Source organism: Pseudomonas sp. LBUM1676, from assembly GCF_059695605.1.
Window position 1 is genome coordinate 3,628,978 of record NZ_CP166777.1, and the last position, 23,604, is coordinate 3,652,581.

The window sequence follows — 23,604 nt, forward strand, 5'->3', positions numbered from 1 at the left end:
CCGACGACCGGATAATAACCTGTTCGGGCTGATAAACTGCGTCAATCGCCCATGCTATCGTTTTGATTTTGTAGAAAAAGCCCTTCTGGAGGCGCCCATGAAATTTATCCACCAGCGCGAGCACCTCAACGAAGACGACATCGTCGTCATCCAATGCTCGCAAACCTGCAACATCCGCTTGATGAACGACGCCAATTTCCGCAGCTTCAAGAATGGCGGCCGTCACACTTACCACGGGGGTGCGTTCGACACCTTCCCGGCGCGTATTACTGCACCGAGCACCGGTTTCTGGAACATCACCATCGACACGGTCAACCGCCGGCCGATCAGCGTGACCCGCAAACCGACCCTGACTCATTCGATCAAGATCATCCGCCGCTCCAGCTCGAAACTGAGCTGAGTAGCGCGCCCACACGCAGACAAGCAGGTATGACCGTGGCTCAAACGACCAAGTACGTCATCAAATACAAACTCAACGGCGAGCGCCGCTTCGAATTTGCCCAGCTCGAAAACGGCACTGAAGAAGAAGCCAAGGTTGCGCTCGATGCCATTCATGGCCAGAGCGACGTCATCATCAGTGAAATAAGTGTCAGCAAAGCACTGTAACGGGATCCGGAGCGCGCACCTGGAGTTCGACCGCAAGCGCCGGAGTGTTCGCCCAGGCAGCGTTCCATAGACTGGCCACCTCAACCTCGAGTTAAGAAGTCAGAACATGTCCCCGATCACTTTCGACCTGTTTGCCGACGCCGAACCCGAGCAGCAGCCCCGGCGCGAACAGATTGGCGAACAATCCTTCGTCCTGAGGGGCTTTGCCCTGCCCTGGCTCGATCGCTTGCTGCCCGCCCTGGACAAGGTGCTGGCCGCGGCGCCGTTGCGGCAGATGGTCACGCCGGGCGGCTTCACCATGTCGGCGGCCATGAGCAGTTGCGGCACCTGGGGCTGGACCACCGACCGCAGCGGCTACCGCTACACCCGCCAGGACCCACTCACCGGTCAACCCTGGCCAGCGATGCCCGAGGTGTTTTTCGAACTGGCCCAGGCGGCAGCGCGGGAAACGGGGTTTGCCGATTTTGTGCCTGATGCCTGTCTGATCAACCGTTATGTCCCCGGTGCGAAGATGTCACTGCATCAGGACAAGGACGAAGCCTGCTTCGCAGCGCCCATCGTTTCCGTGTCGCTGGGGCTGCCGGCGATGTTCCTGTTCGGCGGCTTCGAGCGCAGCGACAAAAGCCAGCGAGTGCCGTTGTTGCATGGCGATATCGTGGTCTGGGGCGGCGTCGATCGCCTGCGTTATCACGGGGTGTTGCCGATCAAGGACGGCCAGCACCCGCGCCTGGGTGAACAGCGCATCAATTTCACCTTCCGTACCGCCAGATAACGATCTCGAATTCGACCGCAAGACCCGGAGTGCAGCTACCCCGCCAGCTGCTTAATCTGGCTCAAACAGGCCAACGGACATGACGCCATGACAAGCCACTCACCAAAAATCGTAACCGAGCACGACCCACGCTGGGCCGCCGTGGTCGCGCGTGATCCGCGCGCCGACGGGCAATTTGTCTATGCGGTGAAAACCACCGGCATCTATTGCCGTCCCAGCAGTCTGGCGCGGTTGCCGAAACCGCAGAATGTCGAATTCTTCGACACCGCCGAGCAAGCCGAGGCGGCGGGTTATCGTCCGAGCAAACGGGCGACCAGGGATCAGAGCGACGTTGCCGCGCAACATGCCGTGACCGTGGCCGCCGCTTGCCGCCAGATCGAAACCGCCGAGAACCTGCCCGCGCTGAGCGAACTGGCACTGGCGGCGGGCCTGAGCAGCTTTCATTTCCATCGGGTGTTCAAGGCCGTGACCGGGCTGACACCCAAGGGCTATGCCACGGCGCATCGCTCACGCAAGGTCCGTGAGCGTCTGGCCGATGGCGGTACGGTGACCGACGCGCTGTATGACGCCGGCTTCAACTCCAACAGTCGTTTTTACGAGGCGGCGGATCAGCTGCTGGGCATGAAACCCGGCGATTACCGCGCAGCCGGTCAGAACAACGACATTCGTTTTGCCGTCGGCCAGTGTTCCCTGGGCGCGATCCTGGTGGCGCAAAGTGCACGCGGGGTGTGCGCGATCCTGCTCGGGGATGATCCGCAGCAACTGGTCTGCGACCTGCAGGAAAAGTTCCGGCGGGCCAACCTGATAGGTGCCGATCGCGAGTTCGAGCAGTTGATCGCCAAAGTCGTCGGTTTTATCGAAGCCCCGGCCATCGGCCTGGACTTGCCCCTGGACGTGCGCGGCACGGCGTTTCAGGAGCGGGTGTGGCAAGCGTTGCGGGAGATTCCGGCCGGCAGCACCGCCAGTTACGCCGAGATCGCCCAACGCATCGGCGCACCGAAAGCCGTGCGCGCCGTGGCTCAAGCCTGCGGCGCAAACAGCCTGGCAGTGGCGATCCCGTGCCACCGCGTGGTACGCAGCGATGGCAATCTTTCGGGGTATCGTTGGGGCGTGGAACGCAAGCGGCAGTTGCTGGAGCGTGAACACCCATAGAGCTTTCGCTTCTTCAGCGATTCACATCCACCACCACCCGCCCGCGCAGTTGCCCGGCGAGCAAGCGCGGGGCGGCCTCGATGGCTTCGCTCAAGCCGATCTCCTGGCTGATCAGCGGCAGCAAGGCGAAATCCAGATCCTTGGCCAAGCGATCCCAGGCCAGGATCCGTCTGGCTTTGGGCTGGGTCACGCTGTTGATCCCTGCCAGGGTCACGCCACGCAGAATGAAGGGAGCGACCGAGGCCGGAAAGTCCATGCCTTGCGCCAGACCGCAGGCGGCCACGGTACCGTTGGACCGGGTGCTCGCGCAGGCATTGGCCAGGGTGTGGCTGCCGACCGAATCGATGACCGCCGCCCAACGCTCTTTGCCCAGGGGTTTGCCCGGTTCGGACAGCGTTGCACGGTCGATGATTTCGCTGGCACCGAGTTTTTTCAGGTAGTCGTGCTCGGCGGTGCGACCCGTGGACGCGACCACCCGGTAGCCGAGCTTGCTCAACAGGGCGATGGCAAAGCTGCCGACACCACCATTGGCCCCGGTGACCAACACGTCGCCCTGCTCCGGGGTCACGCCGTTGTGTTCCAGCGCCAGAATGCTCAGCATCGCCGTATACCCCGCAGTGCCGATGGCCATCGCCTGGGCGGCGGTGAACGCCCGGGGTAGCGGGATCAACCAGTCGCCCTTCAGGCGTGCCTTCTGCGCCAACCCGCCCCAATGCACTTCACCCACGCCCCAGCCATTGAGCAGGACCTGATCACCGACCTTGTAGTCCGGATGCTCGCTGACTTCGACAGTCCCCGCCAGATCGATCCCCGGCACCATCGGGAATTTTCGCACCACCGGGCTGTTGCCGGTGATCGCCAGGCCATCCTTGAAATTCAGCGTGCTGTACGTCACCCGTACCGTCACATCGCCCTCGGGCAGTTGATCGTCTTCGATCTCTTGCAATGTGGCCCGGTAACCGCTGTCGTCCTTGTCGATCAAAATGCCTTGGAACATGGCTGTCTCCTCTGGGATCAATCAGTTGTCGTGGAACTGAAATAACATAAAGCAACTTTGCGCCGAACCCGACTTTAAGCCAATCCGTGTGATGTCATAGACTCGACTGGTCTTGTCCCGGTCGATGCTGATACAAAACCTGTTCTACCGTCCCTGCCCTGTAATTACGTCGGAGAATCATGCAATGAGCCAATGGCCAGATAACCGCATCCTGGATCTGCTCGGGATCGAACTGCCGATCATCCAGGCGCCCATGGCCGGGGCCACGACCTCGGCCATGGTGATCGCGGCGAGCAACGCCGGCGGCCTGGGCTCGATGCCCGCAGCCATGTTGAGCACCGAGCAGTTGCGCGAAGAACTGAAGACGATTCGCCAGCACTGCCAACGACCGATCAACGTCAATTTTTTCTGCCATCAAGCTCCGGCAGCCGATGAGCAACGTGCCCGGGACTGGAAAAACCTGCTGGAGCCCTATTACCGCGAACTGGGGGTCGACTTCGACGCACCGACACCGGTGTCCAACCGCGCGCCGTTCGATAACGCGGCCTGCGAAGTGGTTGAAGAGCTGCGTCCCGAGGTCGTGAGTTTTCACTTCGGGCTGCCGGAAAAATCCTTGATGGATCGAGTGAAAGCGACCGGGGCCAAAGTGCTGTCATCTGCCACCACCGTCGAAGAAGCCATCTGGCTCGAGCAGCATGGCTGTGACGCGATCATCGCCATGGGTTACGAAGCCGGCGGGCATCGCGGGATGTTCCTCAGCGACGACCTCAGCAGCCAGGTCGGCCTCTTCGCCCTGGTACCGCAGATCGTCGATGCGGTGAAGGTACCGGTCATTGCCGCGGGCGGCATATGCGACGCGCGGGGTGTCGCAGCGGCATTCGTGCTGGGGGCTTCGGCGGTGCAAGTGGGCACAGCGTATCTGTTCACGCCGGAGGCCAAGGTCAGCGCCTCTCACCACAAGGCCCTGCGCACGGCCAGGGCGAGCGAGACCGCCCTCACCAACCTTTTCACCGGGCGCCCGGCAAGGGGCATTCTCAACCGGGTGATGCGCGAGCTCGGCCCCATGAGCGATAAAGCACCGGCCTTCCCGCTGGCGGGGGGGGCGTTGATGCCGTTGCGAGCCAAGGGCGAAGCGGACTTCAGCAACCTGTGGGCCGGCCAGGCGTTTACCCTGGGGGTTGAACTGACCACGGCAGAGTTGACCCGCAAGCTGGCGGATGAAGGGTTGGCGAAATTGATGCGGCGCTAGAAGCAACTCTATTACTGGCAAAAAACCTGAGGCAAGGGGGCCTCTGTGGCGAGGGAGCTTGCTCCCGCTGGGTCGCGCAGCGGCCGCAAAGCCTTTGGGGCCGCTTCGCAGACGAGCGGGAGCAAGCTCCCTCGCCACAAAAGCTTGCTAGCCACAGCAAGCTCCCCGGTCAATCACTCCAGCGCGCCTATAGCGTTCCGTTTGCAGGCAATTCGCTATATATTCCGCTATATAGCGATTACCTCTCGCTGTACTTGCCCAACACGGAGCCGTTTCATGACCATTCGTGCCTCACGTCTTGCCCCTGCGTGCCTGGCGAGCCTGATCGCCGTATTCGCCTTCGGCTCTGTCCAGGCCGAAGAAGTCCAGGTCGCCGTCGCCGCCAACTTCAGCGTACCGATCCAGGCCATCGCCGCCGATTTCGAGAAAGACACCGGGCACAAACTGTTCACTTCCTTTGGTGCAACCGGCCAGTTTTACACCCAGATCAAAAACGGCGCGCCGTTCGAAGTGTTCCTCTCGGCGGACGACACCACCCCGCAAAAACTTGAAACCGAGGGTGATACGGTCAAGGGCTCGCGTTTCACCTACGCCATCGGTACCTTGGCGCTGTGGTCCGCTAAAGAAGGCTACGTCGATGCCAAGGGCAACGTGCTGAGCGACAATCAGTATCAGCATTTGTCCATCGCCAATCCGAAGACCGCGCCTTATGGCCTGGCCGCCACCCAGGTGCTGGCCAAACTGGGCCTGACCGACAAGGTCAAAGCCAGGATCGTCGAAGGCCAGAACATCACCCAGGCCTATCAGTTCGTCTCCACCGGCAACGCCGAATTGGGCTTCGTGGCCTTGTCGCAGATCTACAAAGACGGCAAAGTCACCGGCGGTTCGGCCTGGATCGTTCCGGCCCAGATGCACGACCCGATCAAACAGGACGCGGTGATCCTCAACAAAGGCAAGGACAACCCGGCCGCCAAGGCACTGGTTGACTACCTCAAAGGTCCGAAAGCCGCTGCCGTCATCAAGTCCTACGGTTACCAACTCTAAATGAGCCTATCGAGTGCCGACTTTTCCGCCATTTGGCTGACCCTGAAACTGGCGTCGCTGACCACGGTCATCCTGCTGATCATCGGCACTCCGATTGCGCTATGGCTGTCGCGCACCCGATCCTGGTGGCGCGGCCCGGTGGGGGCGATCGTCGCCCTGCCCCTGGTATTGCCGCCCACGGTGATCGGCTTTTACCTGCTGCTGGCGCTGGGCCCTAATGGATACATCGGCCAACTCACCCAATCCCTGGGGCTGGGCACCCTCACCTTCAGTTTTGCCGGGTTGGTGATCGGCTCGGTGCTGTACTCGATGCCGTTCGTGGTGCAGCCACTGCAAAACGCCTTTTCCGCCATCGGCACCCGCCCACTGGAAGTGGCCGCGACCCTGCGCGCCAATCCCTGGGATACCTTTTTCAGCGTGATCCTGCCCCTGGCCCGACCGGGTTTCGTCACCGCGGCCATTCTCGGTTTCGCCCACACCGTCGGTGAGTTCGGCGTGGTACTGATGATCGGCGGCAACATTCCCGACAAGACCCGGGTGGTCTCGGTGCAGATCTACGACCACGTCGAGGCCATGGAATACGCCCAGGCCCATTGGCTTGCCGGGGCGATGCTGGTGTTCTCGTTTGCGGTGTTGCTGGCGCTGTACTCCAGCCGCAAAACCAAAGCGGGCTGGAGCTGATCGATGATTGATATGCGTCTGAAACTGAAGTATCCGGGGTTCGCCCTGGACGTGGATGTGCAATTGCCCGGTCGTGGCGTCACCGCCCTGTACGGTCACTCCGGCTCGGGCAAGACCACTTGTCTGCGCTGCATTGCCGGCCTGGAACGGGCCGACCAGGGTTTTATCCAGGTCAACGATGAAGTCTGGCAGGACAGCGACAAGCAGCTTTTTGTCGCCCCGCATCAACGCGCACTGGGTTATGTATTTCAAGAAGCGAGCCTGTTCCCGCACCTTTCGGTGCTGGCGAACCTGCAATTCGGCCTCAAGCGCATTGCTAAACACCTGCGCCGGGTGGACATGGCTCACGCCACCGAACTGCTGGGGATCGGCCACCTGCTCGATCGTCACCCGCACAACCTGTCGGGCGGCGAACGGCAGCGGATCGGCATCGCCCGCGCCCTGCTCACCAGCCCGAAACTGTTGCTGATGGACGAACCGCTGGCGGCACTGGACGCCCGACGCAAGGGCGAAATCCTGCCCTACCTGCAACGGCTGCACGATGAACTGGATATTCCGGTGCTGTACGTCAGCCACTCCCAGGACGAAGTCGCACGACTGGCCGATCACATCGTTCTGCTCAGCGACGGCAAGGCCCTGGCCAGCGGCCCGATCGGCGAGACCCTGGCGCGGCTCGATCTGCCCCTGGCGCTGGGCGATGACGCGGGCGTGGTGATCGAGGGGCATGTCAGTGCCTATGACGCCGACTATCAACTGCTGACCCTGCAGCTGCCAGGCACCGCCCTGAACATTCGCGTGGCACACACGCCAATGAACACCGGCCAGGCGCTGCGCTGCAAGGTCCAGGCGCGGGATGTCAGCCTGAGCCTGCACAGCGTCGAGCAGAGCAGCATCCTCAATCGCCTGCCGGTCACCGTGATCAGTGACATGGGCGCCGATAACGCGGCCCATGTGCTGATCCGCCTGGACGCCGCCGGCACGCCGCTGCTGGCACGCATCACCCGCTACTCCCGGGACCAATTGGGTGTGCACCCCGGCCAGCAACTCTGGGCCCAGATCAAGGCGGTCGCGGTGCTGGCCTGACCTGGCTGGAATAACTTGGCCGGCACCACTGCAACGGCGTGCGGTCAATGGTAATAACGGCCCCTGATTTGTTGCCAAGGACTACCGCCATGCCCGATACCGCATTGCCTGACGTGCTGCCGCCCGACTTGCATTACGTCGATGACAGCCTGCCCGGGATCACCCGCCGGAAACTGCGTGGCAAGTTCTGCTACTTCGATCCGACGGGTCAGCGCATCACCGACCCGGACGAGATCAAGCGCATCAACGCCCTGGCCGTGCCACCGGCCTATACCGATGTGTGGATCTGCGCCGACCCGCGCGGCCATCTGCAAGCCACCGGTCGCGATGCGCGGGGTCGCAAGCAATACCGTTATCACGTGCGCTGGCGGGAAGTGCGCGATGCCGACAAATACTCGCGCCTGCGCGACTTCGGCCGCGCCTTGCCCAAGCTGCGCACCCGGCTTGAAACCCTGCTGGCGGCGCCGGGTTTCAGCCGCGACAAGGTCATGGCCACGGTCATCACCCTGCTTGATGCAACCTTGATCCGCGTCGGCAACACCCAGTACGCGCGGGACAATCGCTCCTACGGCCTGACCACCCTGCGCAGCCGGCATGTCGAGGTCAATGGCAGTGCGATCCTGTTCCAGTTCCGCGGCAAAAGCGGCGTCGAACATCAGATCACCGTGAAAGACCGACGCCTGGCGCGGATCATCAAGCGTTGCCAGGAAATACCCGGACAGAACCTGTTTCAGTACCTGGATGAAAACGGCGAGCGACACAGCATCAGCTCCTCCGACGTCAACGCCTACCTGCAAACCCTCACCGGCGCCGACTTCACCGCCAAGGATTACCGCACCTGGGCTGGCAGTGTCCTGGCGCTGTCGGTGTTGCGCCAACTGCAGTGGGAACCGGAGTCGGACGCCAAGCGCCATGTGGTCGAGATGGTCAAGAATGTTGCCCGGCAACTGGGTAATACCCCGGCGGTCTGCCGTAAGTGCTACATCCACCCGGCCGTGCTCGACGGGTTTCTTCTGGGGGCCCTGGCCGAATTACCGCGCCCGAGGACACGCAAGGGACTGCGGCCCGAGGAAGTCGGGCTGGCGATGTTTCTCGAGAAGATGATCGCCGCAGCTGAAAACCCCTGACTGGCGCCGCACCGATTATCCGGTCGACATTGGCTCAGGCAACCGACGAACTGACCACTGATTTTTTGCATGATCGCAAATGGCTTCTATGCTTGTTCTGGACACGGATCATCTGCGGTGACGCCATGGAAGACATTTTCGTTGTGAAGCGATGCAACAAGATCATCATTCATGGCCGCCGAACCGGCGAAACCAGTCACCCGCCCCCGGACGCCGCCGTCTGGTACCGCATTAGCGATACGCGTACTCGCGGCTTCATCGGCGACGGCTTCGATCTGGAAGAAGAGGCCCAACGCCTCTGCCGGCAGCTGAACGCCAGGTCGCAGATCACCGCCCGACAGGGCTGAAGTCCGGGTCTATACTGAGAAAAGCTGAAGGATCAGCGCCCATCGGTAGAAAGCTCGCTCCCAGCGGGCTTTTTGCTGCCACTGCCAAGGTTTCTTCAACGGAGGTGTTTGTCATGTCCGAAAAAGAGTCCATCACCACCCTGCTCACCCTGCTTGACTCCCGTCAGGCGCGCCTGGCTGCGGCCTGCAAGGAAATCGCCGACTGGGTCGATCATCAAGGCGGGCATCCGACTGCTCTGCGAATTCGTGACCGTCTCAATGACATCGAGAAGGACGCGCCACTGATCCGCAACACGCTGTCTTCGCTCAAACCTGTCGACCCGCCTCTGCCGCGGTTCAGATGATTGAACCTGGACCTTCGGATTTCCAGAGCACGGCCTGATTCAGGACGCATGAACGGCAACATTTCAGTTACCGGATGCGTCCTTGCCTGAGCGCTTTGCACAACACCCGTCAACCCGACCTGATGTCGGGATTTTTTTGCCTGCACTGTCCTTTCACATTGCTTTCACAACTCCCCCTCTACAGTGCCCTCACTCCTTTTGAAGCATCCCCTTGGCTCGCCCGCATGCGAGCCTTTTTTTTGCCCGCGACCCGGTCGACGAACGTCACCCGTCACGAGAGGTCTAACGATCACACGTCACGAAGGAGACGTCTGATGGTCACCCACTTCAAGATCGGCGGGCATCTGGCCTGCGGCCACAAAGGCAGCAACCTCACCTCGACCCGCGAACTCAACCGCGTGAAATGCAGAAGTTGTCGCAACACCGATGCGTTCAAGGACGCGCGCAAAGACCAGCGCAACGCTGCACGCCGCGCCTCACGCAAATCCAGAGTCACCCCCACCACCAACGACTGGCGCACGGCCTGGACCGAGCGACTCACTGCCATGGCCGGACGGCAACGCCTGCCTCGTGGTTTCACCGGCCAACCATTCGTTTAATTGGCCAGCCAAGCGGCCGAGTCGGGCTCATTCGGCCCGGTCGCCAGGCCCAGCCAGAAAATTTCACGGAACAAGGCCGTTCATCAAGTCTCGAAAGTGATAAGCCCCTGACCTTGTAGACAGGGCGCTACTGCAGAGGAAATCCTGATGAACAGTAGACTTGTGCTTCTGATTGCCTGCCTGAGCCCTACCCTGACGATGGCCCAGGGGTGCGATGTGTTGATCCGGTCCCAGAGCCCTTCCGTACCCGTGATCGAATCCCACACCTGCTATGAGTACGAAGGCATGCCGGTGGACGCCATTGATTGGTCCTGCAGTAACGAGAGCAAGGAAATGCTGACCAGCACCAAGAAAAAGGTTGAGCAGTGTAGCGACCATTACCAGGCCACTTGCCTGGGTACCCTGACACCTGAATCCTTGGCCAACCCTCAGTCGGTCAGCAAGGACAAGAACAGCAAGTCGCCGAACATTCCGAAAGATGCGCAGATCATCACCTACTACTATGGCGCTGAAAATCTTGGGCAATCCAAGGTCGATTGCGAAACCGGCGGTGGCAACTGGAAGCAGAAATAGAAAGACGCGAGTTATATTATTTGATTATTAGCGCTATAGCGTTGCCGCCGGGAACGGTAGCGCTATCGTGTCAATTTGTTGGCAACAATTAGTTTGCTCAACTAGGATTCCTAGCGCATCGATCATTTTTTAACAGGCGTCCAATCAAGGAGAGATAGATGACATCCGTTCGCGCCGCCGAGAAAACTTATCGCGCCTGGTCCAGCCCGATCCTGCTCGAACTCAAACAGCGAGAGCATCAACTGGATCCTGATGCCCGCCAGGCCCTGCAAAATGTCCTGGTAGAGAGAAGACTACTGGATGTCGGCAATTCTTCAGGAAGTGATCGACGCAAAGCTTATCCGATGCCTGGTGGAGGTCATTCTTAACGGGATACAGAGCCCTGGAAATTCAAGCGCGAGCGCTAGCTGCAGGGCTTTCAGTCGATGGCTACGCCGAGGCCGAGAAAGCAGAGGTCGGCAGGTTGGTTCTCGCGCTCGATACGGCCAAAAATGAACAAGAGGTAGAGGCGGTCATCAACGCACACGCCGCCACGGTCGAAGCCCAGGTAACCGCATCGGACGCCGAAGTGAGGTCCCGGGGCGATCAATTGTTTCTCGAGCAACGGCTCAAAGAGCAGCGAATCCCGGCCGACGTCAAACAGGAACTCAAGCGTGCCGAGAAGGCCCTCGCAACAGCTTGTAATTGAACCTTGCCTTTTCATTCCAGCGAACGACAGACATCCACCGCTCGTCCGCTGACCAGCACGATTTCGTCGCTGATTTTTCCAATGCTGTGTTAACCACATGCAAGGAAGATTCACCATGATCAAGCATAAAATTGCAGTGCTCACGCTCGCAGGCCTTGTCTGTGCCGGATCGCTGTACGCGGTTGCAGCAGACAGCACGTCCACAGGATCGACTTCAACCGATGACGCCAGCCAGACCCGTGAACCGGCGCCAAAAAGCACAAATGCCGATCCGGACGCCGCCTCGCTACCCAAAGGTGCCGATGGCGGCACCACGGATAGCGGCCCTACGCCTGCCGGTTCCAAACCCGGTGGTGCCGATAAGGCCGGAGGCGGGAGCAGCAGTGGAGGCAGTGGTGGCAGCTAGTGGTCGCTAGTGGTCTGACTCGAGATTTGTGCACACTCCGGACCCTGTAGGAGCCGGCTTGCCAGCGATGGCGGCCTATCAGTCGACATCGATGCCGACTGTCAGTACGCCTTCGCGAGCAGGCTCGCTCCCACACTGTATTTTCTGAAAAATCCTGTCCAGACCACGCTGCCCCGTCACAACGCTGCCTCGCTCTGATCCTTGAGCTTCTGCGCAGCCTCTTCTTTTGCCGCTTGGGCTTCAATGAGCAGTTGGTAGGCGATGTAGTATTTATAGATATTACTGACGTAGGTCACCGTCTCCGCACCGATCTTCTCGGCGGCAATGTATTCGACGTTGTGGAACCACACGTTCGGGTCCAGTCCACGGGTAGCGGCTTCCTTGCGCAGTCTGGATATTTTGCCCGCCCCTGCATTGTAAGAAGCAAAGGCGAACAAAGCCTTGTCCAGATTGGTCATGGGCTCCTTGCCGTAGTATTGGTCGATCATCCAGCGCATGTACTTGATGCCGGCGTTGATGTTCGGCTCGACTTGAGCAATGTTGCCCACGCCCAGTTCCTTGCCGGTGGCGGGCATGACCTGCATGACGCCAATGGCGCCGACCTTGCTCTTGGCGGCCTGATCCAGTCGGATTCCTGGTATCCCTGGGCGGCCATTAGTATCCAGTCCACATCGTACTGCTCCCCGTACCGCTGGAAGTGCTGCACCAATGCGCTGAATTTCTTGCGTTCCGACTCGGAGACGGCGGCTTTCACATATTTATCGTTCTTGAAAAAACGTGCCAGGATCATGTTGCCGATGGCGGTGCCCTGGCCGTGGCGCGCAATGAAATCGTCGGCAGCCGCCTTGAGCTGCGGGCTGTCCTTGCGCATCGCCCAGGCAATGTCGCCGCCGGAGCGTAAGACGATGTCCTCATGCACCCTGATAGTGGGAAACACTTTCTTCCAGAAGTCCGCTTTGTGCTTGTCCACCACGATCAGCGGAATCATGCCGGCGTTCAGCATCTCGATCAGGTCCTCGTCCTCCAGGGCCTCCGGTGCCTCCTTGAGGATGACCGGCGCTTTGTTCTCGTTGGCAAAGCGCTGGTTGAGGGCCGTCAGGCTCTCGTAATAACTGGAGGACTTGCGCACGAAGACCACCTGCCCCGCCAATTCGTCCACGCTGGACACCGCGGGCGAGTCGGGGCCGGAGACCACGACTTCGCTGACGTTGCGATAGACAGGTAACGAAAAATCGACCTGGTGCTTGCGTTCCTCAGTCACGGTCAGATTAGATGCCGCAATATCGCCTTTGCCGGCAGCCAGTGCCGGCAGCAGTTCATCCCGTGCGACCGGAATCAACACCACCCGCACTTTCAGAGCCTTGTGTTTGAGCTTGTTATCCTTGGCCAGTTTCTTGTTCAGATCCTCCTCGAATACCCGAAAAAAGTCGTAAGTCGTACCGCGCTGGGCACCTCTGTCGACAAAATAAAAAGTCTTGCTGTAAACCGTCAGCACTCGAATGACTTGTCGATCGATCATCCCGTCGAGGTCGCCGGTCCAGGGTTTCATTGCGGTTTCGAGCGAGAGGGTGAGTTGCTCACGCTGTGGTGCCTGAGGGGACGGTTTTTCCTCGGCTGCGCCATAACCAGCGGCGGTGAAAAAAGCCAGCGCGAGCGCCGCAACGGCGCGAATGATCAGCGCTAAGCGTGCGGGAGAACGAACCACAGGGTGTATTGGCAGATCGCGCGCGCCAAACATGGTCAGTGCTCCACACGGTGTTTTCGTCTGAGTGTTTTGAGCTGCTGCACCCCTGGGATCAACCGTGGGATGCAAAGACCGCAAGCACATAGAAAAGCTTAGTTCGGACTTGACCTGTCACAACGCAATAGATCGACAACGACCATGCTTTTTCGATTTAAATTTGTCTCCCAGGGAGAATGGGGTCGAGGGGATAAAGCCGATCATCAGCTCCAAACGTGGGTACTCGATCGGCTCATCGGCCACGTTGTTCTCCAGCCGCTGGCCATAGCTGACCAGGAATTGCTGCCGGGCTTCAGCACTGATGTACGGCACATGCCAGCCGACAAAAGGCTGTAGCACCTCCAGACCGACATAGGCCAGGGTTCCGCGCAGAAGCGGGCGCAGCATGTCCTCCAGAGGACCATGGATGGCGCCCTCGCCGAACATGTGTTCACGCCCGCCCAGTGTCACCGTTACCAGCACTCTCTTGCCGCGTAGACCGCCTTGGTCGTAGAAACGCTTGCCGCCGTAGCAAATCCCCGGCGCTGGCTACCGGGTTCCAGTTCATCGCGTACAGGTCGGAGACCCTGACCTCATGCCCTTGGGCTTGCAGGGTCTCGACGGCCTGGTCACGCAGCGCGGCGGTGAAGGATTTCGGCTCGGGATGGGCATGCACGATCAAAACGTTCATGGTGTTTCCTAGATATTCAGGGGAGCGATTCACGGGTAAGCGCATCAGAATTGATCGGCATCCAGCAGGTACAGGCTTTCGCTGCCGGCCTTGACCGAAGCGGTCAACGAGTAGATCCGCGGCAACAGGCGCGCGAAGAAAAAGCGCGCAGTACCCAGTTTGGTCTGGTAAAAAACCTCCTGGTCCTGTTTGGACAGCGCGGTACGTGCCATCAGGGCCCACATGTAGGCATAGGCGGTATAGCCAAACACATGCAGGTATTCGACCGAAGCCGCCCCCACTTCATTCGGGTCGTCCTTGGCACGCTCCAACAGCTCGACCGTCGGCTCCACAGACTGGAGACTTCGAACACTTCATTGAGAACGAAGCGCATATCGCGCAGGGGAGCTTTGTAGTCAGCCATAATCGAAACGCTCGGATGTAGAGGGGCATCGCCCAATATTGGAGTCTGTTGTTGGCGCCATCATAAGGACACCGGGAGGCTACGCCTTGACCTTGCGGGACAAGCCCGCAGGCGTTGGTCAAGCCCCCGGTAATCTCAGCGCTCCAATACGTATTGTCCCGGTGCGGCGTACAGGGGCGGATACAGGCTTGAGCCGAGCTGCCGGGGTGCAGGCCGGCTGGCACCCGAGCGTTGCTGGATCCACTGCCGCCAGTGCGGCCACCAACTGCCGCTGTGCCGCTCGCCGGCGTTGTGCAACCAGCTCTCGGCGTCGCTGGCGGCCGCGGCGGCCGTGTAGAAATACGACTTCGGATTGCCCGGCGGATTGATCAGGCTCTGCAGATGGCCGGCGTTGGAGAGGACGAAGGTGCTGTCCTCGCCGAACAGTCGGGCAGTGCCGTAGCAGCCTTGCCAAGGTGTGATGTGGTCGGTGGTGCCGCCGATCACATAGGCACCGACCTTGACCTTGCTCATGTCGATCGGCTCACCGGCGATCTGCATCGTCCCCGGGTTGGAGTAGGGATTGTGCCGGGCCAGATCGAGGTAGTCGGCGTGCAGTTTTGCCGGCAGGCGCGTGGTGTCGTTGTTCCACGCAAGGATGTCGAACGCCGGCGGCTCGTTGCCAAGCAAGTAGTTGTTGACCCAATAGTTCCAGATCAGGTCGTTGGGCCGCATCCAGGCGAACATGCGCGCAATGTCCTGACCGCTGAGTACCCCTTTGCACTTGGAGCTGGCCTTCGCCGCGCGCAGTACCGCCGGAGTGGCAAACAGGCCGATGGCGGAATCGTCGAACAGCGCCGGCATGTCGAGCACGCACACCGCCCAGCTGGTATTCGCCACCTTGGCGCCTTCGCCGTGCGCCGCCAGCCAGCCGAGATAGGCCGCGAGCGTCAGGCCGCCGGAACAGGAACCCCACATGTTGACGTCCGCGCTGCCGGTGATGTCCCGCGCGGCCTCGACCGCCTGGTCAAGGCACACTGCATACTCGGACAACCCCCAGTCGCGGTGCTTGCCGGTCGGGTTGCGCCAGCTGATGACGAACAGTTGCACGCCACTGTCCTGGATCCATTTGATCAGGCTCTTGTCCGGCGACAGGTCGATGGCGTAGTACTTGTTGATTTGCGGCGGTGACATGACCAAGGGTCGGGCATGCACCTTTTTCGTGGTCGGGGCGAACTGCAGCAGTTCGAACATCTCGTTGCGAAACACCACTTCGCCCTTGGCGGTGGCGACATTTTCCCCCACCTTGAACGACGTGCTGTCGACCTGCTTCGGCATCCCGCGGTTGTGGCGCAGGTCCGAGGAAAATTGCCCGATCCCTTTGACGAAGCTCATGCCGCCGGTATCGACCAGCTTGCGCAGCGCTACCGGGTTGGTCAGCAGCAGATTGCTCGGTGCCAGCGCATCGAACAGCAGCGCGGCAATGAACCGGGCACGGCCCTTGTCCCGGGGGTCGAGATTGGCCGCCTCGATAAAACGGCCCAGCTCGTCGTTGCCGGCCAGGTAGCTCTGCATCAGGCTGCGCAACAGGGCATTGGATTGCCAGGCCGGATCGGCAAAACGTTTGTCCCTGGGGTCGGGCGCCACATCGGAGGTGCCGGCGACGATATCGCCCACCGCCTTGAGGTAGCCGCCAACATGCCGTACTGCCTTGAACGGCGTCTTGCCCACCGCCTTGAGCAGGGTACCGCAAGCGCCGAGCAGATCGATCGGGCGCACCCCGAGCAAAGGGGTGACAGCCAGCGTCCGGTTCATGGTTTCGACCGTCAGTCCCCGCTCCTGCGACTGCAATACCGATTCCTGTGGCGGGCCTTTCCGACGCTTGGCAGACGCTCTCGACGCTCGGGTAATACCAGGTTTTTTATTCATGATGGTTCTCTTTTTTTCTCAAATCCCGGAGCGGTTCAGGTGCGGCTCCGAGACCGCAGGCAGCGGCACGGTTTGCGGCTTGCGCCGTTCGGCGTTCAGCAGGAAGTACGACAGCGCCGGGATCAGAATCAAGGCCCCGAGCATGTTCCACAGGAACATGAAGGTCAGCAGGATGCCCATGTCGGCCTGGAACTTGATCGGCGACCAGGCCCAGCAGATCACTCCGGCCGCCAGGGTGATACCGACCAGCCCCACCACCCGGCCGGTGAACGCAACCGCATTGCGGTAAGCCTGTGACAACGACAGGCCTTGACGCTGGTATTGCAGCTGCACGCTGAGCAGGTACAACGCGTAATCCACGCCGATCCCGACACCCAGGGCAATGACCGGCAGGGTCGCCACCTTGACGCCGATGCCCATGGCGACCATCAAGGCCTCGCAGAGGATCGAGGTCAGCATCAGCGGCAGCAGCGCCACCACCGTTGCCCGCCAACTGCGGAAGGTAATCAGGCAGAACAGCGTCACTGCCAGGTAGACGTACAGCAGCATGGTGCGGTTGGCCTCGCGCACGACGATGTTGGTCGCCGCCTCGATGCCGGCATTGCCCGCGGCCAGCAGGAACTGGCGATCCTCGCTGCTGTTTTCCCGAGCGAACCGGTCGGCAATGGCCACCACGGCGTCCAGGGTTTCGGCCTTGTGATCCTTGAGGTAGGCAATCACCGGCATCAGCGAACAATCGGTGTTGAACAGCTCCGGGGCGTTGACCGAGGCCTGTTGCGCCGCGTAGTTCAGCACGTTCTGGTTGCGCTGGATGCTGTTCAGCTTGGGGTTGCCTTCGTAGGTGCCGGCGGTGATCTGGCGTACCGCGTTGACCAGCGATGTTGTGGCTTGCACGCCGGGATACTGCTGCAGCTCCCAGGCCAGGCGGTCGGCCAGGACCAGGGTCTGGTAGTTCAGGCAGCCTTCCGCCGGGGTCTTGATCATCACCGCGAACAGGTCGCTCGACAGCGCGTAGTGGCTGGTGATGTAGGCGTTGTCACGGTTATAGCGCGAGTCCGCCCGCAGCTCCGGAGCGCCGCTGTCGAGGTCGCCGATCTTCAGCTGCAGGCTGACCATGAAGCCGCCGATGCCCATCAGCGCCGCCACCAGTACCGCACCGGTGGCCCATTTGCGGGTCGTGAAGCGATCGAGCATGTCCCACAGTTTGCCAAAGCCTTTATGCCCGTCCGCCCGCGTGTCGATTTTCAGCGCGCGCTCGGCGGCCTTGCGCCCGACACCGATGTAGGACAGCGCCACCGGCATCAGCAACAGGGAGGTGAAGATCAACACGGCCACGCCGATGCTGGCGGTGATGGCCAGGTCCTGGATCACCGGGATGTCGATCAGCATCAGCACGGCAAAGCCCACCGCATCGGCCAGCAACGCGGTGACCCCGGCGATGAACAGACGGCGGAAGGTATAGCGCGCGGCAATCAATCGGTGAGTGCCGCGGGCAATGTCCTGCATGATGCCGTTCATCTTCTGCGCGGCGTGGGACACGCCGATGGCAAAGATCAGGAACGGCACCAGCACTGAATAAGGGTCGATGGCATAACCCAGCCAGGCGACGATGCCCAGCTGCCAGACGACCGCGATCAGCGAACAGCCGACCACCAGCAGCGTGCTGCGCACACAGCGGGTGTAGAGGTAGATGATGACCAGCGAGGTGACCACCGCCAGGCCGAAGAACATCATTACCTGGATCAGGCCGTCAATCAGATCGCCCATCAGCTTGGCGAAACCGATCACCCGCACCTTGTACTTGCCCGTGCCCTCCTCCCCGGCCTCGCGCGTGGCGCCATGGCCGGCGAACTCGATCTTGTCGCGCAGGCGCTCTTCGAGCTGACGGGAGAATTCATGGTAGTTGATGCTCTGGCCGGTGGCCGAGGTCTTGTCCAGCAGCGGCACGATCAACATGCTCGATTTGAAATCGCTGGCCACCAGGCTGCCGACGATGCCGGCCCGGTTGATGTTCTGACGCAGCTGTTCGATGTCCGATGGCGAGCCTTGATAACTGTCAGGCATTACCGGGCCGCCCTGGAAGCCTTGCTCGGTGACTTCAGTCCAGCGTACGGCCGAACTCCACAGCGACTTCATCCAGGCACGGTCGACGCCCTGGGTGAGGAACAGTTCATCGTTGACCTGTTTGAGGACCGTCAAATACTGCGGATCGAAGATGTCGCCCTCGGTGTTTTCCACCACCACCCGCACCGAGTTGCCCAGGCCCCGCAGCGACTGGCGATTTTCCAGGTAGTTCTGGATGTACGGCTGGCTCTGCGGGATCATCTTCTCGAAACTGGGACGCAACTCCAGACGGGTCACGGCCATGTAACCCAGCACCACGGTGACCAGCGTCATGAGCAGCATGAACAGCGGCCGATAGTTGAACACCAGCCGTTCCAGCAGGTTGCCCGAACGCCGGTCGAAGTCCGGCAGTTCGCGGATGACCGGCATGGTGTCTTGCTTCAAATTGCCCATGTCTGGGTACTCTCTCTGATTCTTATAGTTATTCGACGGGCAGCGCACGCACACCACGACTGCCGACCAGCACCAACGCGCCGTTCGCGGCCAGGGCGGCACCGGCCACCGGTGATTGTTGCGCTTGTGGCAGCAGTTGCAGCGCAGCGTCGCCAGCGCCGCTCACGAGCATGTGCCCGGCCTGGGTAAACATCCGGAAACGGCCGTCGGCGTCGACAACGGCAGCGGTGATGCTGGCCGGCAGACCGCTATCGAGCGGGTGCCAGGTGGCTCCGCCATCGGTGCTGCGGAACACATGCCCGCGCAAGCCGTAGGCCAGGACTTCGCCAGGCTTGCCGACCACACCAAAAAAGCTGCCTTGATACGGTGTCTGCAGTGCCATGAAGCGCTGGCGGGCGTCATCCCATTTGAGCAGCAGGCCTTGTTCGCCAGCGATGTACAGCGCATCACCCGTCGCGGCAATGGCGTTGAGGTGGAAACCCTGTGGATTCTCGGTGCGATCCTGAAACGGCGCCCAGTGCCGACCGCCGTCCTCGGTGCGCAGGACCAGGTTGAACATCCCGACCACATAACCGAGCCGGTCGTTGGCGAACCAGACATCGAGAAACGGCTTGTCGGCGCCCTCCTCGATCAGCCGCTGGCCTTCGGCGGCCAGCCCGGCCCATTGTTCGTTATCCGGCTCGGCGCTGGCCAAGGCGCTGTAGTGTTTGAACATCAAGTCGCCAATCTGGCGGCCGTCGAGCTGCTTGCTCCAGGTAGCGCCAGCATCACTGCTGTGCAACACCACGCCATCGTTGCCCACTGCCCAACCCTGCTCCGCGGTCGGGAAATGTACGGCGTTCAGGTCGGAGCTGACCGGCACGTCAGCCTGCTGCCAGTTCTGGCCGGCATCATCGGAATAAAGAATGTGCCCGCGCTGACCCACCGTGACCATGCGCGGTCCCGCATGGGCAATGCCCAGCAAGGGGCTGCGCGCGGCCAGGGCACTGGGTCGGGCCGGCAGATCCAGCACGTCGACGTAAGTCGCCGCCTGCACGCCTTTGTGCAGCAACGTCAGTAGCGCAGCCAGCATCAGCATCGGCATCAGCATCAGCAACGTAATTTTCTTGTTATAGGAGCCCATAGTGCGGCCTCGTGGCAAAAAGGCGCCGGTGTGTACGTGAATACAACCCGGCGCAAAAACCGTTCGATCAGGCATCGGCAGTAGTGAGTCGCAACGAGGCCGTTAACGGATACCGGCACCCGCCAGCGATTCCGGTGTCCACTGGGTCTTGCTCAGCGCCTCGCTGTACTTGATGCCACCGTACGGGCCTGGCATGCCGATGGCGCTGTAAGTGCCGCCGATCAGGTCGTAAGTCAGATAAGGCGTGGCATCCGGTACTTGCTGGTCATAGCTTTGGCTGAGGAAGGTGTAGACGCCGCGGTACAGCTGGCCGTTGGCATCGTATTGATCGGAGGCCAGAGCGACCCAGCTGTCTTCGTCCAGGTAGAAACGGCGTTTGGCATAGATATGACGGGCACCGGGTTTCAGAGTGGCCTCTACCACCCACACACGGTGTTTCTCCCAGCGAACGAACCCGGGAGCCAGGTGGTTCGGGGTCAACATCGGCTTCATATCGTTTTGATAAGTCACACGGTAGGTGTTGTACGGAACGATCATTTCCTGCTTGCCAACCAGCTTCCAGTCGTAACGATCGAGCGCACCGTTGAAGACGAACCCATCGTCCCAGGTGGCGGCGCCCGCGGTACCCGGGTTGGGCGTATCGTAGGCCAGGCTCGGTGCCAGCTTCACGCGGCGCTGCCCCGGCAAGTATTGCCAGGCACGGCGCGGTTGTTCCAGCGGGTTGACCGCATCGCGCAGCAGCACCGCCTCGCCGGCGCGCCGGGCCGGGCCGCTGTAGGACAACTTGGTCTGGTAATAGGTGTCCGAGGCCGCGAGCGGTTTGGACAGATCGTCATAGGCGGCATAGTTGATCTGCGCGTTGCCGGTCGTGGCCAGGCTGGCTGTACCGGCTGAGTCGACGTTCCAGTTGTCATACTTGCTCTGGATATTGACGCCCTGGTAGCGCATCAAGTGGTTCCACATGGCCTCGGCGCCTGACTTCGGGATCGGGAACGGAATGCCTGGCAGGGCATTTTCGATGGAATTACCGCCATTGGCCGAGCGCGCTGCGGTGGCATTTTTTACCGTATTGTCCAGCACGCCTTTGGGCAGCGCGGCGGTGCGGTGGGTCGGGAAAACCTCGATGCGAAAGCTGGGATATCGCTTGGCCAGCTCGGCGGTCACTGCGGTCAGCTGCCCCTTGTACTGGTCGACGTTCTTGCCGTCGATCACCAACAGCGGTTTTTCAGCGGCGAACGGATCGGGGCGAAATCTGTCGCCCGCCTTGAAGCTGGCCGGTGGGGTGGTCAAACCACCCTGATAAGCCGGAATGGAGCCGTCGGCATTACCCGCTTTCTCGGCGCCGATCTGGGTCAACTGGTTACCCAGTTTGGCGGCTTCAGTGGCGTCGACGGCTGCGTGGGACGGCCCTGCAAGGACCAGGGTCAGGGAGGTGGCCATCAGGGTATGGGCGAATTTCATCTTATTGTTCTCCTGCTTGCGCTTGGCAATGGGTGGATCAGAAGGTGGTTTTCAGGGTCAGGTAGAGGGCGCCCCGATCTTCGGTGGCACCGGAGCCGGAGAAGGACGCATAACCGCCCCCGTAGCAGGTGTAACGCTGCGGGCCATCAAGGGCGTTAGGGGTTGCGCCATCCGTTGCGCCGTTGTCACATTTCGTGGCTTCGCCGAAGGCATCGACGTACTTGAGATCGACGTAGTACTGGTTGTAGATGGCCGCGCTGACCCCTACGGCGTAGGTGCCGGTATCCTCCGCGCCGCCCGCTACCACAGGCGAAACGCCATCGATACCGAGGTTGACCGACATCGGTGCGCTCAGGTCCACACCGGGAAATACCTGGTACCAGGTCGGCGTGAAGTTGACGGCGATGCCCCAGTTGTCACGGGTCGGCTTGTCGATGCCGCGATAGGTGTCCTCGCCCTTGTACAGCGCCTTGTTTTTGCTATCGAGGCTCAACAGATTGCTGTAGTACAGCTCGCCCAACAGGCTGGCCGAATCGAACAGCGGGGTGTCGCCGATAGCGACCAGGCCGTTGATGGTCCAGTGCAGCGTGTCGCCGGTGGCGGCCAGGCTGTCACCGTCGCGTGGCACATCGGTGATCACGCCGGTACCCGGACTACGCGCAGGGAGCAGGCCAAGACCGGCCTGCACCCCACCGGGACCTGGGGCACTGATGATCGCCGGGATGCTGGCCAGCGGCATGTTGTGGCGAATGTTCAGATCGCTGCCGACGCTGACACCGCCCACTTCCTTGGACAGACTCAGACCGTAGATGTCGATGTCATCGCCATAGGCGAATTCATACGAGGCGGTGCCGATCGAGTTTTGTAACCCTGCTATCCCGCCAACACTGCTCAGGCCGCGAGTATCCAGAACGGCTTGAGGGAGAATGTCCGAGGTCTTGCGGTAGTAGGCACCCAGGGTGCCATCCAGCCACTCGGGCGACCATTTGAGCATCAGCCCCCAGTCACCCTGATTGTCCGGGGTGAAGTCATCGCCACGTCGCACGGTCGTCAGGGTGCCATTGGGCCCGGACAGTCCCGCGCCGCCGGTATGTCCCAGAAGAAATGACTGAGCGCCAAAGCCCACCACGTCGGACCCGCCGTAGTAGGTACCGGCCTCAGGCAAGCGCGCGCCATCCCAATCAAGGAAATACTGTGCGCCGAAGGTCAGTTCGGGACTGAGGGTGAAGGTGGTTGAAAGCTGATTGCGCGGAATGAACAGTTCCTTGGCTTCGGTACCGGGTGACGCTGCCGCCTTGGCAAGGTCGAGGCCCGACTGACCGTAGCTCAGCGAATGCACCGGATTGAGTACCGTCTCGCCCCAGAACACATTGTGTTGGCCGGCCTTGATATTGAGCAGGGAATCGTCGCCAACTTGGGTGTTGTAGAACACGAAGGCATCGAGGACTTCACCCGACGGGCCGTTGTAGTAACGCTGGGCATAGTTGCTCAAGTGCGGGCTGCCGAAAATGGCGGGCGCTGCAGGACGCCCGCCAAATCCGGAAATCGATGAATATTCATCGTTGCCGTTTACGAACGGGTTGGAGTTCGAACCGGTATTTTCATAAGCCTTGTCGTACCAGCTCGCGGTGCTGACACGAAAGCCCATCTTGCTTTGATAGACCACATCCAGTTCGGACAGCAGATCGACTCGGTTGGTGATGTTGGTGCCGGCCTTACGGAAGTTGTAATCACCGTCGTTATTATTGGGTGTCCCCAAGAGGCGCTGGTCGGCACTCTCCGTGCGCACGCCATAGTTGTACTTGACGGTGTTGTCGAAACGCACGGACCAGTCTTCACTGCCTGTGTCCAACTCGAAGGCATGGGCGGCCGGCAGGCTCGTGACCAGGATAGCCGTGGCAAGCAACTGACGCCGCACGGGCAGGAGATTGCGACTCTTCATCGGGTGATACACCTTTATTATTTTTGTTGTGGCTGATGCCAGCATGTTGGGTTGTTTCGCTGTCCTGACCGCGGTAGCCGACAAGGTCAGGGGTATGTTCCAGCCTTGCGGCTGACGACGGATATCAGGGGGTTCATGCTACGGTTGGTAAGCGCTGGCCCTGGAGCTCAC

At 60.9% G+C, this 23,604-nt stretch carries 23 protein-coding genes and 3 pseudogenes; 16 read left to right on the forward strand and 10 right to left on the reverse strand.

Features of this window, described 5'->3' with window-relative positions; all coding sequences use genetic code 11:
• Nucleotides 1-97 precede the first annotated feature (97 nt).
• From ACA041_RS16770 to ada, 4 genes are all read left to right on the forward strand, one after another.
• A complete protein-coding gene (locus ACA041_RS16770; protein ID WP_008065357.1) occupies nucleotides 98-400 on the forward strand; it encodes a DUF1883 domain-containing protein in 303 nt (100 codons plus the stop codon).
• A 29-nt stretch (nucleotides 401-429) separates the two neighbouring features.
• Nucleotides 430-606 carry a hypothetical protein gene (locus tag ACA041_RS16775; protein ID WP_497434133.1) on the forward strand — a complete coding sequence of 59 codons (177 nt, stop codon included), beginning with the start codon at nucleotides 430-432 and terminating at the stop codon, nucleotides 604-606.
• A gap of 106 nt (nucleotides 607-712) precedes the next feature.
• On the forward strand, nucleotides 713-1,378 hold the full coding sequence (alkB, locus tag ACA041_RS16780) for a DNA oxidative demethylase AlkB (protein WP_497434138.1): 666 nt from the start codon (nucleotides 713-715) through the stop codon (nucleotides 1,376-1,378).
• Between the two features lie 87 nt (nucleotides 1,379-1,465).
• Nucleotides 1,466-2,530 carry a bifunctional DNA-binding transcriptional regulator/O6-methylguanine-DNA methyltransferase Ada gene (gene ada, locus ACA041_RS16785; RefSeq protein ID WP_497434140.1) on the forward strand — a complete coding sequence of 355 codons (1,065 nt, stop codon included), beginning with the start codon at nucleotides 1,466-1,468 and terminating at the stop codon, nucleotides 2,528-2,530.
• A 13-nt stretch (nucleotides 2,531-2,543) separates the two neighbouring features.
• Here ada and acuI read toward each other — a convergent pair whose 3' ends face one another.
• Nucleotides 2,544-3,527: an acrylyl-CoA reductase (NADPH) gene (gene acuI, locus ACA041_RS16790; RefSeq protein WP_497434143.1), complete on the reverse strand. Its 984-nt coding sequence runs from the start codon at nucleotides 3,525-3,527 to the stop codon at nucleotides 2,544-2,546.
• 184 nt (nucleotides 3,528-3,711) lie between these two features.
• On the opposite strand from acuI, the gene ACA041_RS16795 reads away from it, so the two are divergent.
• The 12 genes and pseudogenes from ACA041_RS16795 (at nucleotide 3,712) to ACA041_RS16850 (ending at nucleotide 11,668) form a co-directional block, all read left to right on the forward strand.
• Nucleotides 3,712-4,776 carry an NAD(P)H-dependent flavin oxidoreductase gene (locus tag ACA041_RS16795; RefSeq protein WP_497434147.1) on the forward strand — a complete coding sequence of 355 codons (1,065 nt, stop codon included), beginning with the start codon at nucleotides 3,712-3,714 and terminating at the stop codon, nucleotides 4,774-4,776.
• Nucleotides 4,777-5,052: 276 nt separating this feature from the next.
• On the forward strand, nucleotides 5,053-5,820 hold the full coding sequence (gene modA, locus ACA041_RS16800) for a molybdate ABC transporter substrate-binding protein (protein ID WP_497434149.1): 768 nt from the start codon (nucleotides 5,053-5,055) through the stop codon (nucleotides 5,818-5,820).
• Nucleotides 5,821-6,501: a molybdate ABC transporter permease subunit gene (gene modB / locus ACA041_RS16805; RefSeq protein WP_497434152.1), complete on the forward strand. Its 681-nt coding sequence runs from the start codon at nucleotides 5,821-5,823 to the stop codon at nucleotides 6,499-6,501.
• Between the two features lie 3 nt (nucleotides 6,502-6,504).
• Entirely contained in the window at nucleotides 6,505-7,584 is a 1,080-nt protein-coding gene (gene modC, locus ACA041_RS16810) for a molybdenum ABC transporter ATP-binding protein (protein ID WP_497434158.1), read from the forward strand.
• A gap of 89 nt (nucleotides 7,585-7,673) precedes the next feature.
• Nucleotides 7,674-8,711: a DNA topoisomerase IB gene (locus tag ACA041_RS16815; RefSeq protein WP_497434161.1), complete on the forward strand. Its 1,038-nt coding sequence runs from the start codon at nucleotides 7,674-7,676 to the stop codon at nucleotides 8,709-8,711.
• 125 nt (nucleotides 8,712-8,836) lie between these two features.
• The gene (locus ACA041_RS16820) at nucleotides 8,837-9,058 is read left to right on the forward strand and encodes a hypothetical protein (protein WP_497442095.1); all 222 of its coding nucleotides are present in this window, start codon (nucleotides 8,837-8,839) and stop codon (nucleotides 9,056-9,058) included.
• Between the two features lie 113 nt (nucleotides 9,059-9,171).
• The gene (locus ACA041_RS16825; protein WP_010460746.1) at nucleotides 9,172-9,402 is read left to right on the forward strand and encodes a hypothetical protein; all 231 of its coding nucleotides are present in this window, start codon (nucleotides 9,172-9,174) and stop codon (nucleotides 9,400-9,402) included.
• A 314-nt stretch (nucleotides 9,403-9,716) separates the two neighbouring features.
• A complete protein-coding gene (locus tag ACA041_RS16830) occupies nucleotides 9,717-10,001 on the forward strand; it encodes a hypothetical protein (RefSeq protein WP_497434166.1) in 285 nt (94 codons plus the stop codon).
• Between the two features lie 147 nt (nucleotides 10,002-10,148).
• Nucleotides 10,149-10,574, forward strand: a complete 426-nt coding sequence (locus ACA041_RS16835; RefSeq protein ID WP_497434171.1) for a hypothetical protein — start codon at nucleotides 10,149-10,151, stop codon at nucleotides 10,572-10,574.
• A 158-nt stretch (nucleotides 10,575-10,732) separates the two neighbouring features.
• The gene (locus tag ACA041_RS16840; RefSeq protein WP_497434175.1) at nucleotides 10,733-10,942 is read left to right on the forward strand and encodes a hypothetical protein; all 210 of its coding nucleotides are present in this window, start codon (nucleotides 10,733-10,735) and stop codon (nucleotides 10,940-10,942) included.
• A 14-nt stretch (nucleotides 10,943-10,956) separates the two neighbouring features.
• Nucleotides 10,957-11,262 (forward strand): annotated as a pseudogene (locus ACA041_RS16845) (hypothetical protein); the annotation flags it as partial.
• A gap of 115 nt (nucleotides 11,263-11,377) precedes the next feature.
• The gene (locus tag ACA041_RS16850; protein ID WP_497434177.1) at nucleotides 11,378-11,668 is read left to right on the forward strand and encodes a hypothetical protein; all 291 of its coding nucleotides are present in this window, start codon (nucleotides 11,378-11,380) and stop codon (nucleotides 11,666-11,668) included.
• Nucleotides 11,669-11,844: 176 nt separating this feature from the next.
• Here ACA041_RS16850 and ACA041_RS16855 read toward each other — a convergent pair whose 3' ends face one another.
• The 9 genes and pseudogenes from ACA041_RS16855 to ACA041_RS16895 all read right to left on the reverse strand — a co-directional run bounded on the left by ACA041_RS16855 (nucleotide 11,845) and on the right by ACA041_RS16895 (nucleotide 23,433).
• Nucleotides 11,845-12,252 carry a transglycosylase SLT domain-containing protein gene (locus ACA041_RS16855; RefSeq protein ID WP_497434179.1) on the reverse strand — a complete coding sequence of 136 codons (408 nt, stop codon included), beginning with the start codon at nucleotides 12,250-12,252 and terminating at the stop codon, nucleotides 11,845-11,847.
• Nucleotides 12,153-13,406: an MltF family protein gene (locus ACA041_RS16860; RefSeq protein WP_497434181.1), complete on the reverse strand. Its 1,254-nt coding sequence runs from the start codon at nucleotides 13,404-13,406 to the stop codon at nucleotides 12,153-12,155. Before ACA041_RS16860 ends, ACA041_RS16855 begins: the two co-directional genes overlap by 100 nt.
• Nucleotides 13,407-13,563: 157 nt before the next feature.
• Nucleotides 13,564-14,079, reverse strand: a pseudogene (locus tag ACA041_RS16865) (NAD(P)H-dependent oxidoreductase).
• 44 nt (nucleotides 14,080-14,123) lie between these two features.
• Nucleotides 14,124-14,408 (reverse strand): annotated as a pseudogene (locus ACA041_RS16870) (acyl-CoA dehydrogenase C-terminal domain-containing protein); the annotation flags it as partial.
• A gap of 209 nt (nucleotides 14,409-14,617) precedes the next feature.
• Entirely contained in the window at nucleotides 14,618-16,390 is a 1,773-nt protein-coding gene (locus ACA041_RS16875) for an alpha/beta fold hydrolase (RefSeq protein WP_497434186.1), read from the reverse strand.
• Nucleotides 16,391-16,408: 18 nt separating this feature from the next.
• The gene (locus tag ACA041_RS16880) at nucleotides 16,409-18,907 is read right to left on the reverse strand and encodes an efflux RND transporter permease subunit (protein WP_497434192.1); all 2,499 of its coding nucleotides are present in this window, start codon (nucleotides 18,905-18,907) and stop codon (nucleotides 16,409-16,411) included.
• Nucleotides 18,908-18,935: 28 nt separating this feature from the next.
• A complete protein-coding gene (locus ACA041_RS16885) occupies nucleotides 18,936-19,997 on the reverse strand; it encodes a WD40/YVTN/BNR-like repeat-containing protein (protein WP_497442096.1) in 1,062 nt (353 codons plus the stop codon).
• A gap of 135 nt (nucleotides 19,998-20,132) precedes the next feature.
• On the reverse strand, nucleotides 20,133-21,491 hold the full coding sequence (locus tag ACA041_RS16890; protein WP_497434199.1) for a DUF1329 domain-containing protein: 1,359 nt from the start codon (nucleotides 21,489-21,491) through the stop codon (nucleotides 20,133-20,135).
• A 37-nt stretch (nucleotides 21,492-21,528) separates the two neighbouring features.
• Nucleotides 21,529-23,433: a DUF1302 domain-containing protein gene (locus ACA041_RS16895; RefSeq protein WP_497434203.1), complete on the reverse strand. Its 1,905-nt coding sequence runs from the start codon at nucleotides 23,431-23,433 to the stop codon at nucleotides 21,529-21,531.
• Between the last annotated feature and the right edge of the window lie 171 nt (nucleotides 23,434-23,604).

Coding starts and splice junctions, on each gene's coding strand:
- ACA041_RS16770 (WP_008065357.1), top strand. CDS start 98: ATGAAATTTATCCACCAGCGCGAGCACCTCAACGAAGACGACATCGTC.
- ACA041_RS16775 (WP_497434133.1), top strand. CDS start 430: ATGACCGTGGCTCAAACGACCAAGTACGTCATCAAATACAAACTCAAC.
- alkB (WP_497434138.1), top strand. CDS start 713: ATGTCCCCGATCACTTTCGACCTGTTTGCCGACGCCGAACCCGAGCAG.
- ada (WP_497434140.1), top strand. CDS start 1,466: ATGACAAGCCACTCACCAAAAATCGTAACCGAGCACGACCCACGCTGG.
- acuI (WP_497434143.1), bottom strand. CDS start 3,527: ATGTTCCAAGGCATTTTGATCGACAAGGACGACAGCGGTTACCGGGCC.
- ACA041_RS16795 (WP_497434147.1), top strand. CDS start 3,712: ATGAGCCAATGGCCAGATAACCGCATCCTGGATCTGCTCGGGATCGAA.
- modA (WP_497434149.1), top strand. CDS start 5,053: ATGACCATTCGTGCCTCACGTCTTGCCCCTGCGTGCCTGGCGAGCCTG.
- modB (WP_497434152.1), top strand. CDS start 5,821: ATGAGCCTATCGAGTGCCGACTTTTCCGCCATTTGGCTGACCCTGAAA.
- modC (WP_497434158.1), top strand. CDS start 6,505: ATGATTGATATGCGTCTGAAACTGAAGTATCCGGGGTTCGCCCTGGAC.
- ACA041_RS16815 (WP_497434161.1), top strand. CDS start 7,674: ATGCCCGATACCGCATTGCCTGACGTGCTGCCGCCCGACTTGCATTAC.
- ACA041_RS16820 (WP_497442095.1), top strand. CDS start 8,837: ATGGAAGACATTTTCGTTGTGAAGCGATGCAACAAGATCATCATTCAT.
- ACA041_RS16825 (WP_010460746.1), top strand. CDS start 9,172: ATGTCCGAAAAAGAGTCCATCACCACCCTGCTCACCCTGCTTGACTCC.
- ACA041_RS16830 (WP_497434166.1), top strand. CDS start 9,717: ATGGTCACCCACTTCAAGATCGGCGGGCATCTGGCCTGCGGCCACAAA.
- ACA041_RS16835 (WP_497434171.1), top strand. CDS start 10,149: ATGAACAGTAGACTTGTGCTTCTGATTGCCTGCCTGAGCCCTACCCTG.
- ACA041_RS16840 (WP_497434175.1), top strand. CDS start 10,733: ATGACATCCGTTCGCGCCGCCGAGAAAACTTATCGCGCCTGGTCCAGC.
- ACA041_RS16850 (WP_497434177.1), top strand. CDS start 11,378: ATGATCAAGCATAAAATTGCAGTGCTCACGCTCGCAGGCCTTGTCTGT.
- ACA041_RS16855 (WP_497434179.1), bottom strand. CDS start 12,252: ATGCAGGTCATGCCCGCCACCGGCAAGGAACTGGGCGTGGGCAACATT.
- ACA041_RS16860 (WP_497434181.1), bottom strand. CDS start 13,406: ATGTTTGGCGCGCGCGATCTGCCAATACACCCTGTGGTTCGTTCTCCC.
- ACA041_RS16875 (WP_497434186.1), bottom strand. CDS start 16,390: ATGAATAAAAAACCTGGTATTACCCGAGCGTCGAGAGCGTCTGCCAAG.
- ACA041_RS16880 (WP_497434192.1), bottom strand. CDS start 18,907: ATGGGCAATTTGAAGCAAGACACCATGCCGGTCATCCGCGAACTGCCG.
- ACA041_RS16885 (WP_497442096.1), bottom strand. CDS start 19,997: ATGCTGATGCCGATGCTGATGCTGGCTGCGCTACTGACGTTGCTGCAC.
- ACA041_RS16890 (WP_497434199.1), bottom strand. CDS start 21,491: ATGAAATTCGCCCATACCCTGATGGCCACCTCCCTGACCCTGGTCCTT.
- ACA041_RS16895 (WP_497434203.1), bottom strand. CDS start 23,433: ATGAAGAGTCGCAATCTCCTGCCCGTGCGGCGTCAGTTGCTTGCCACG.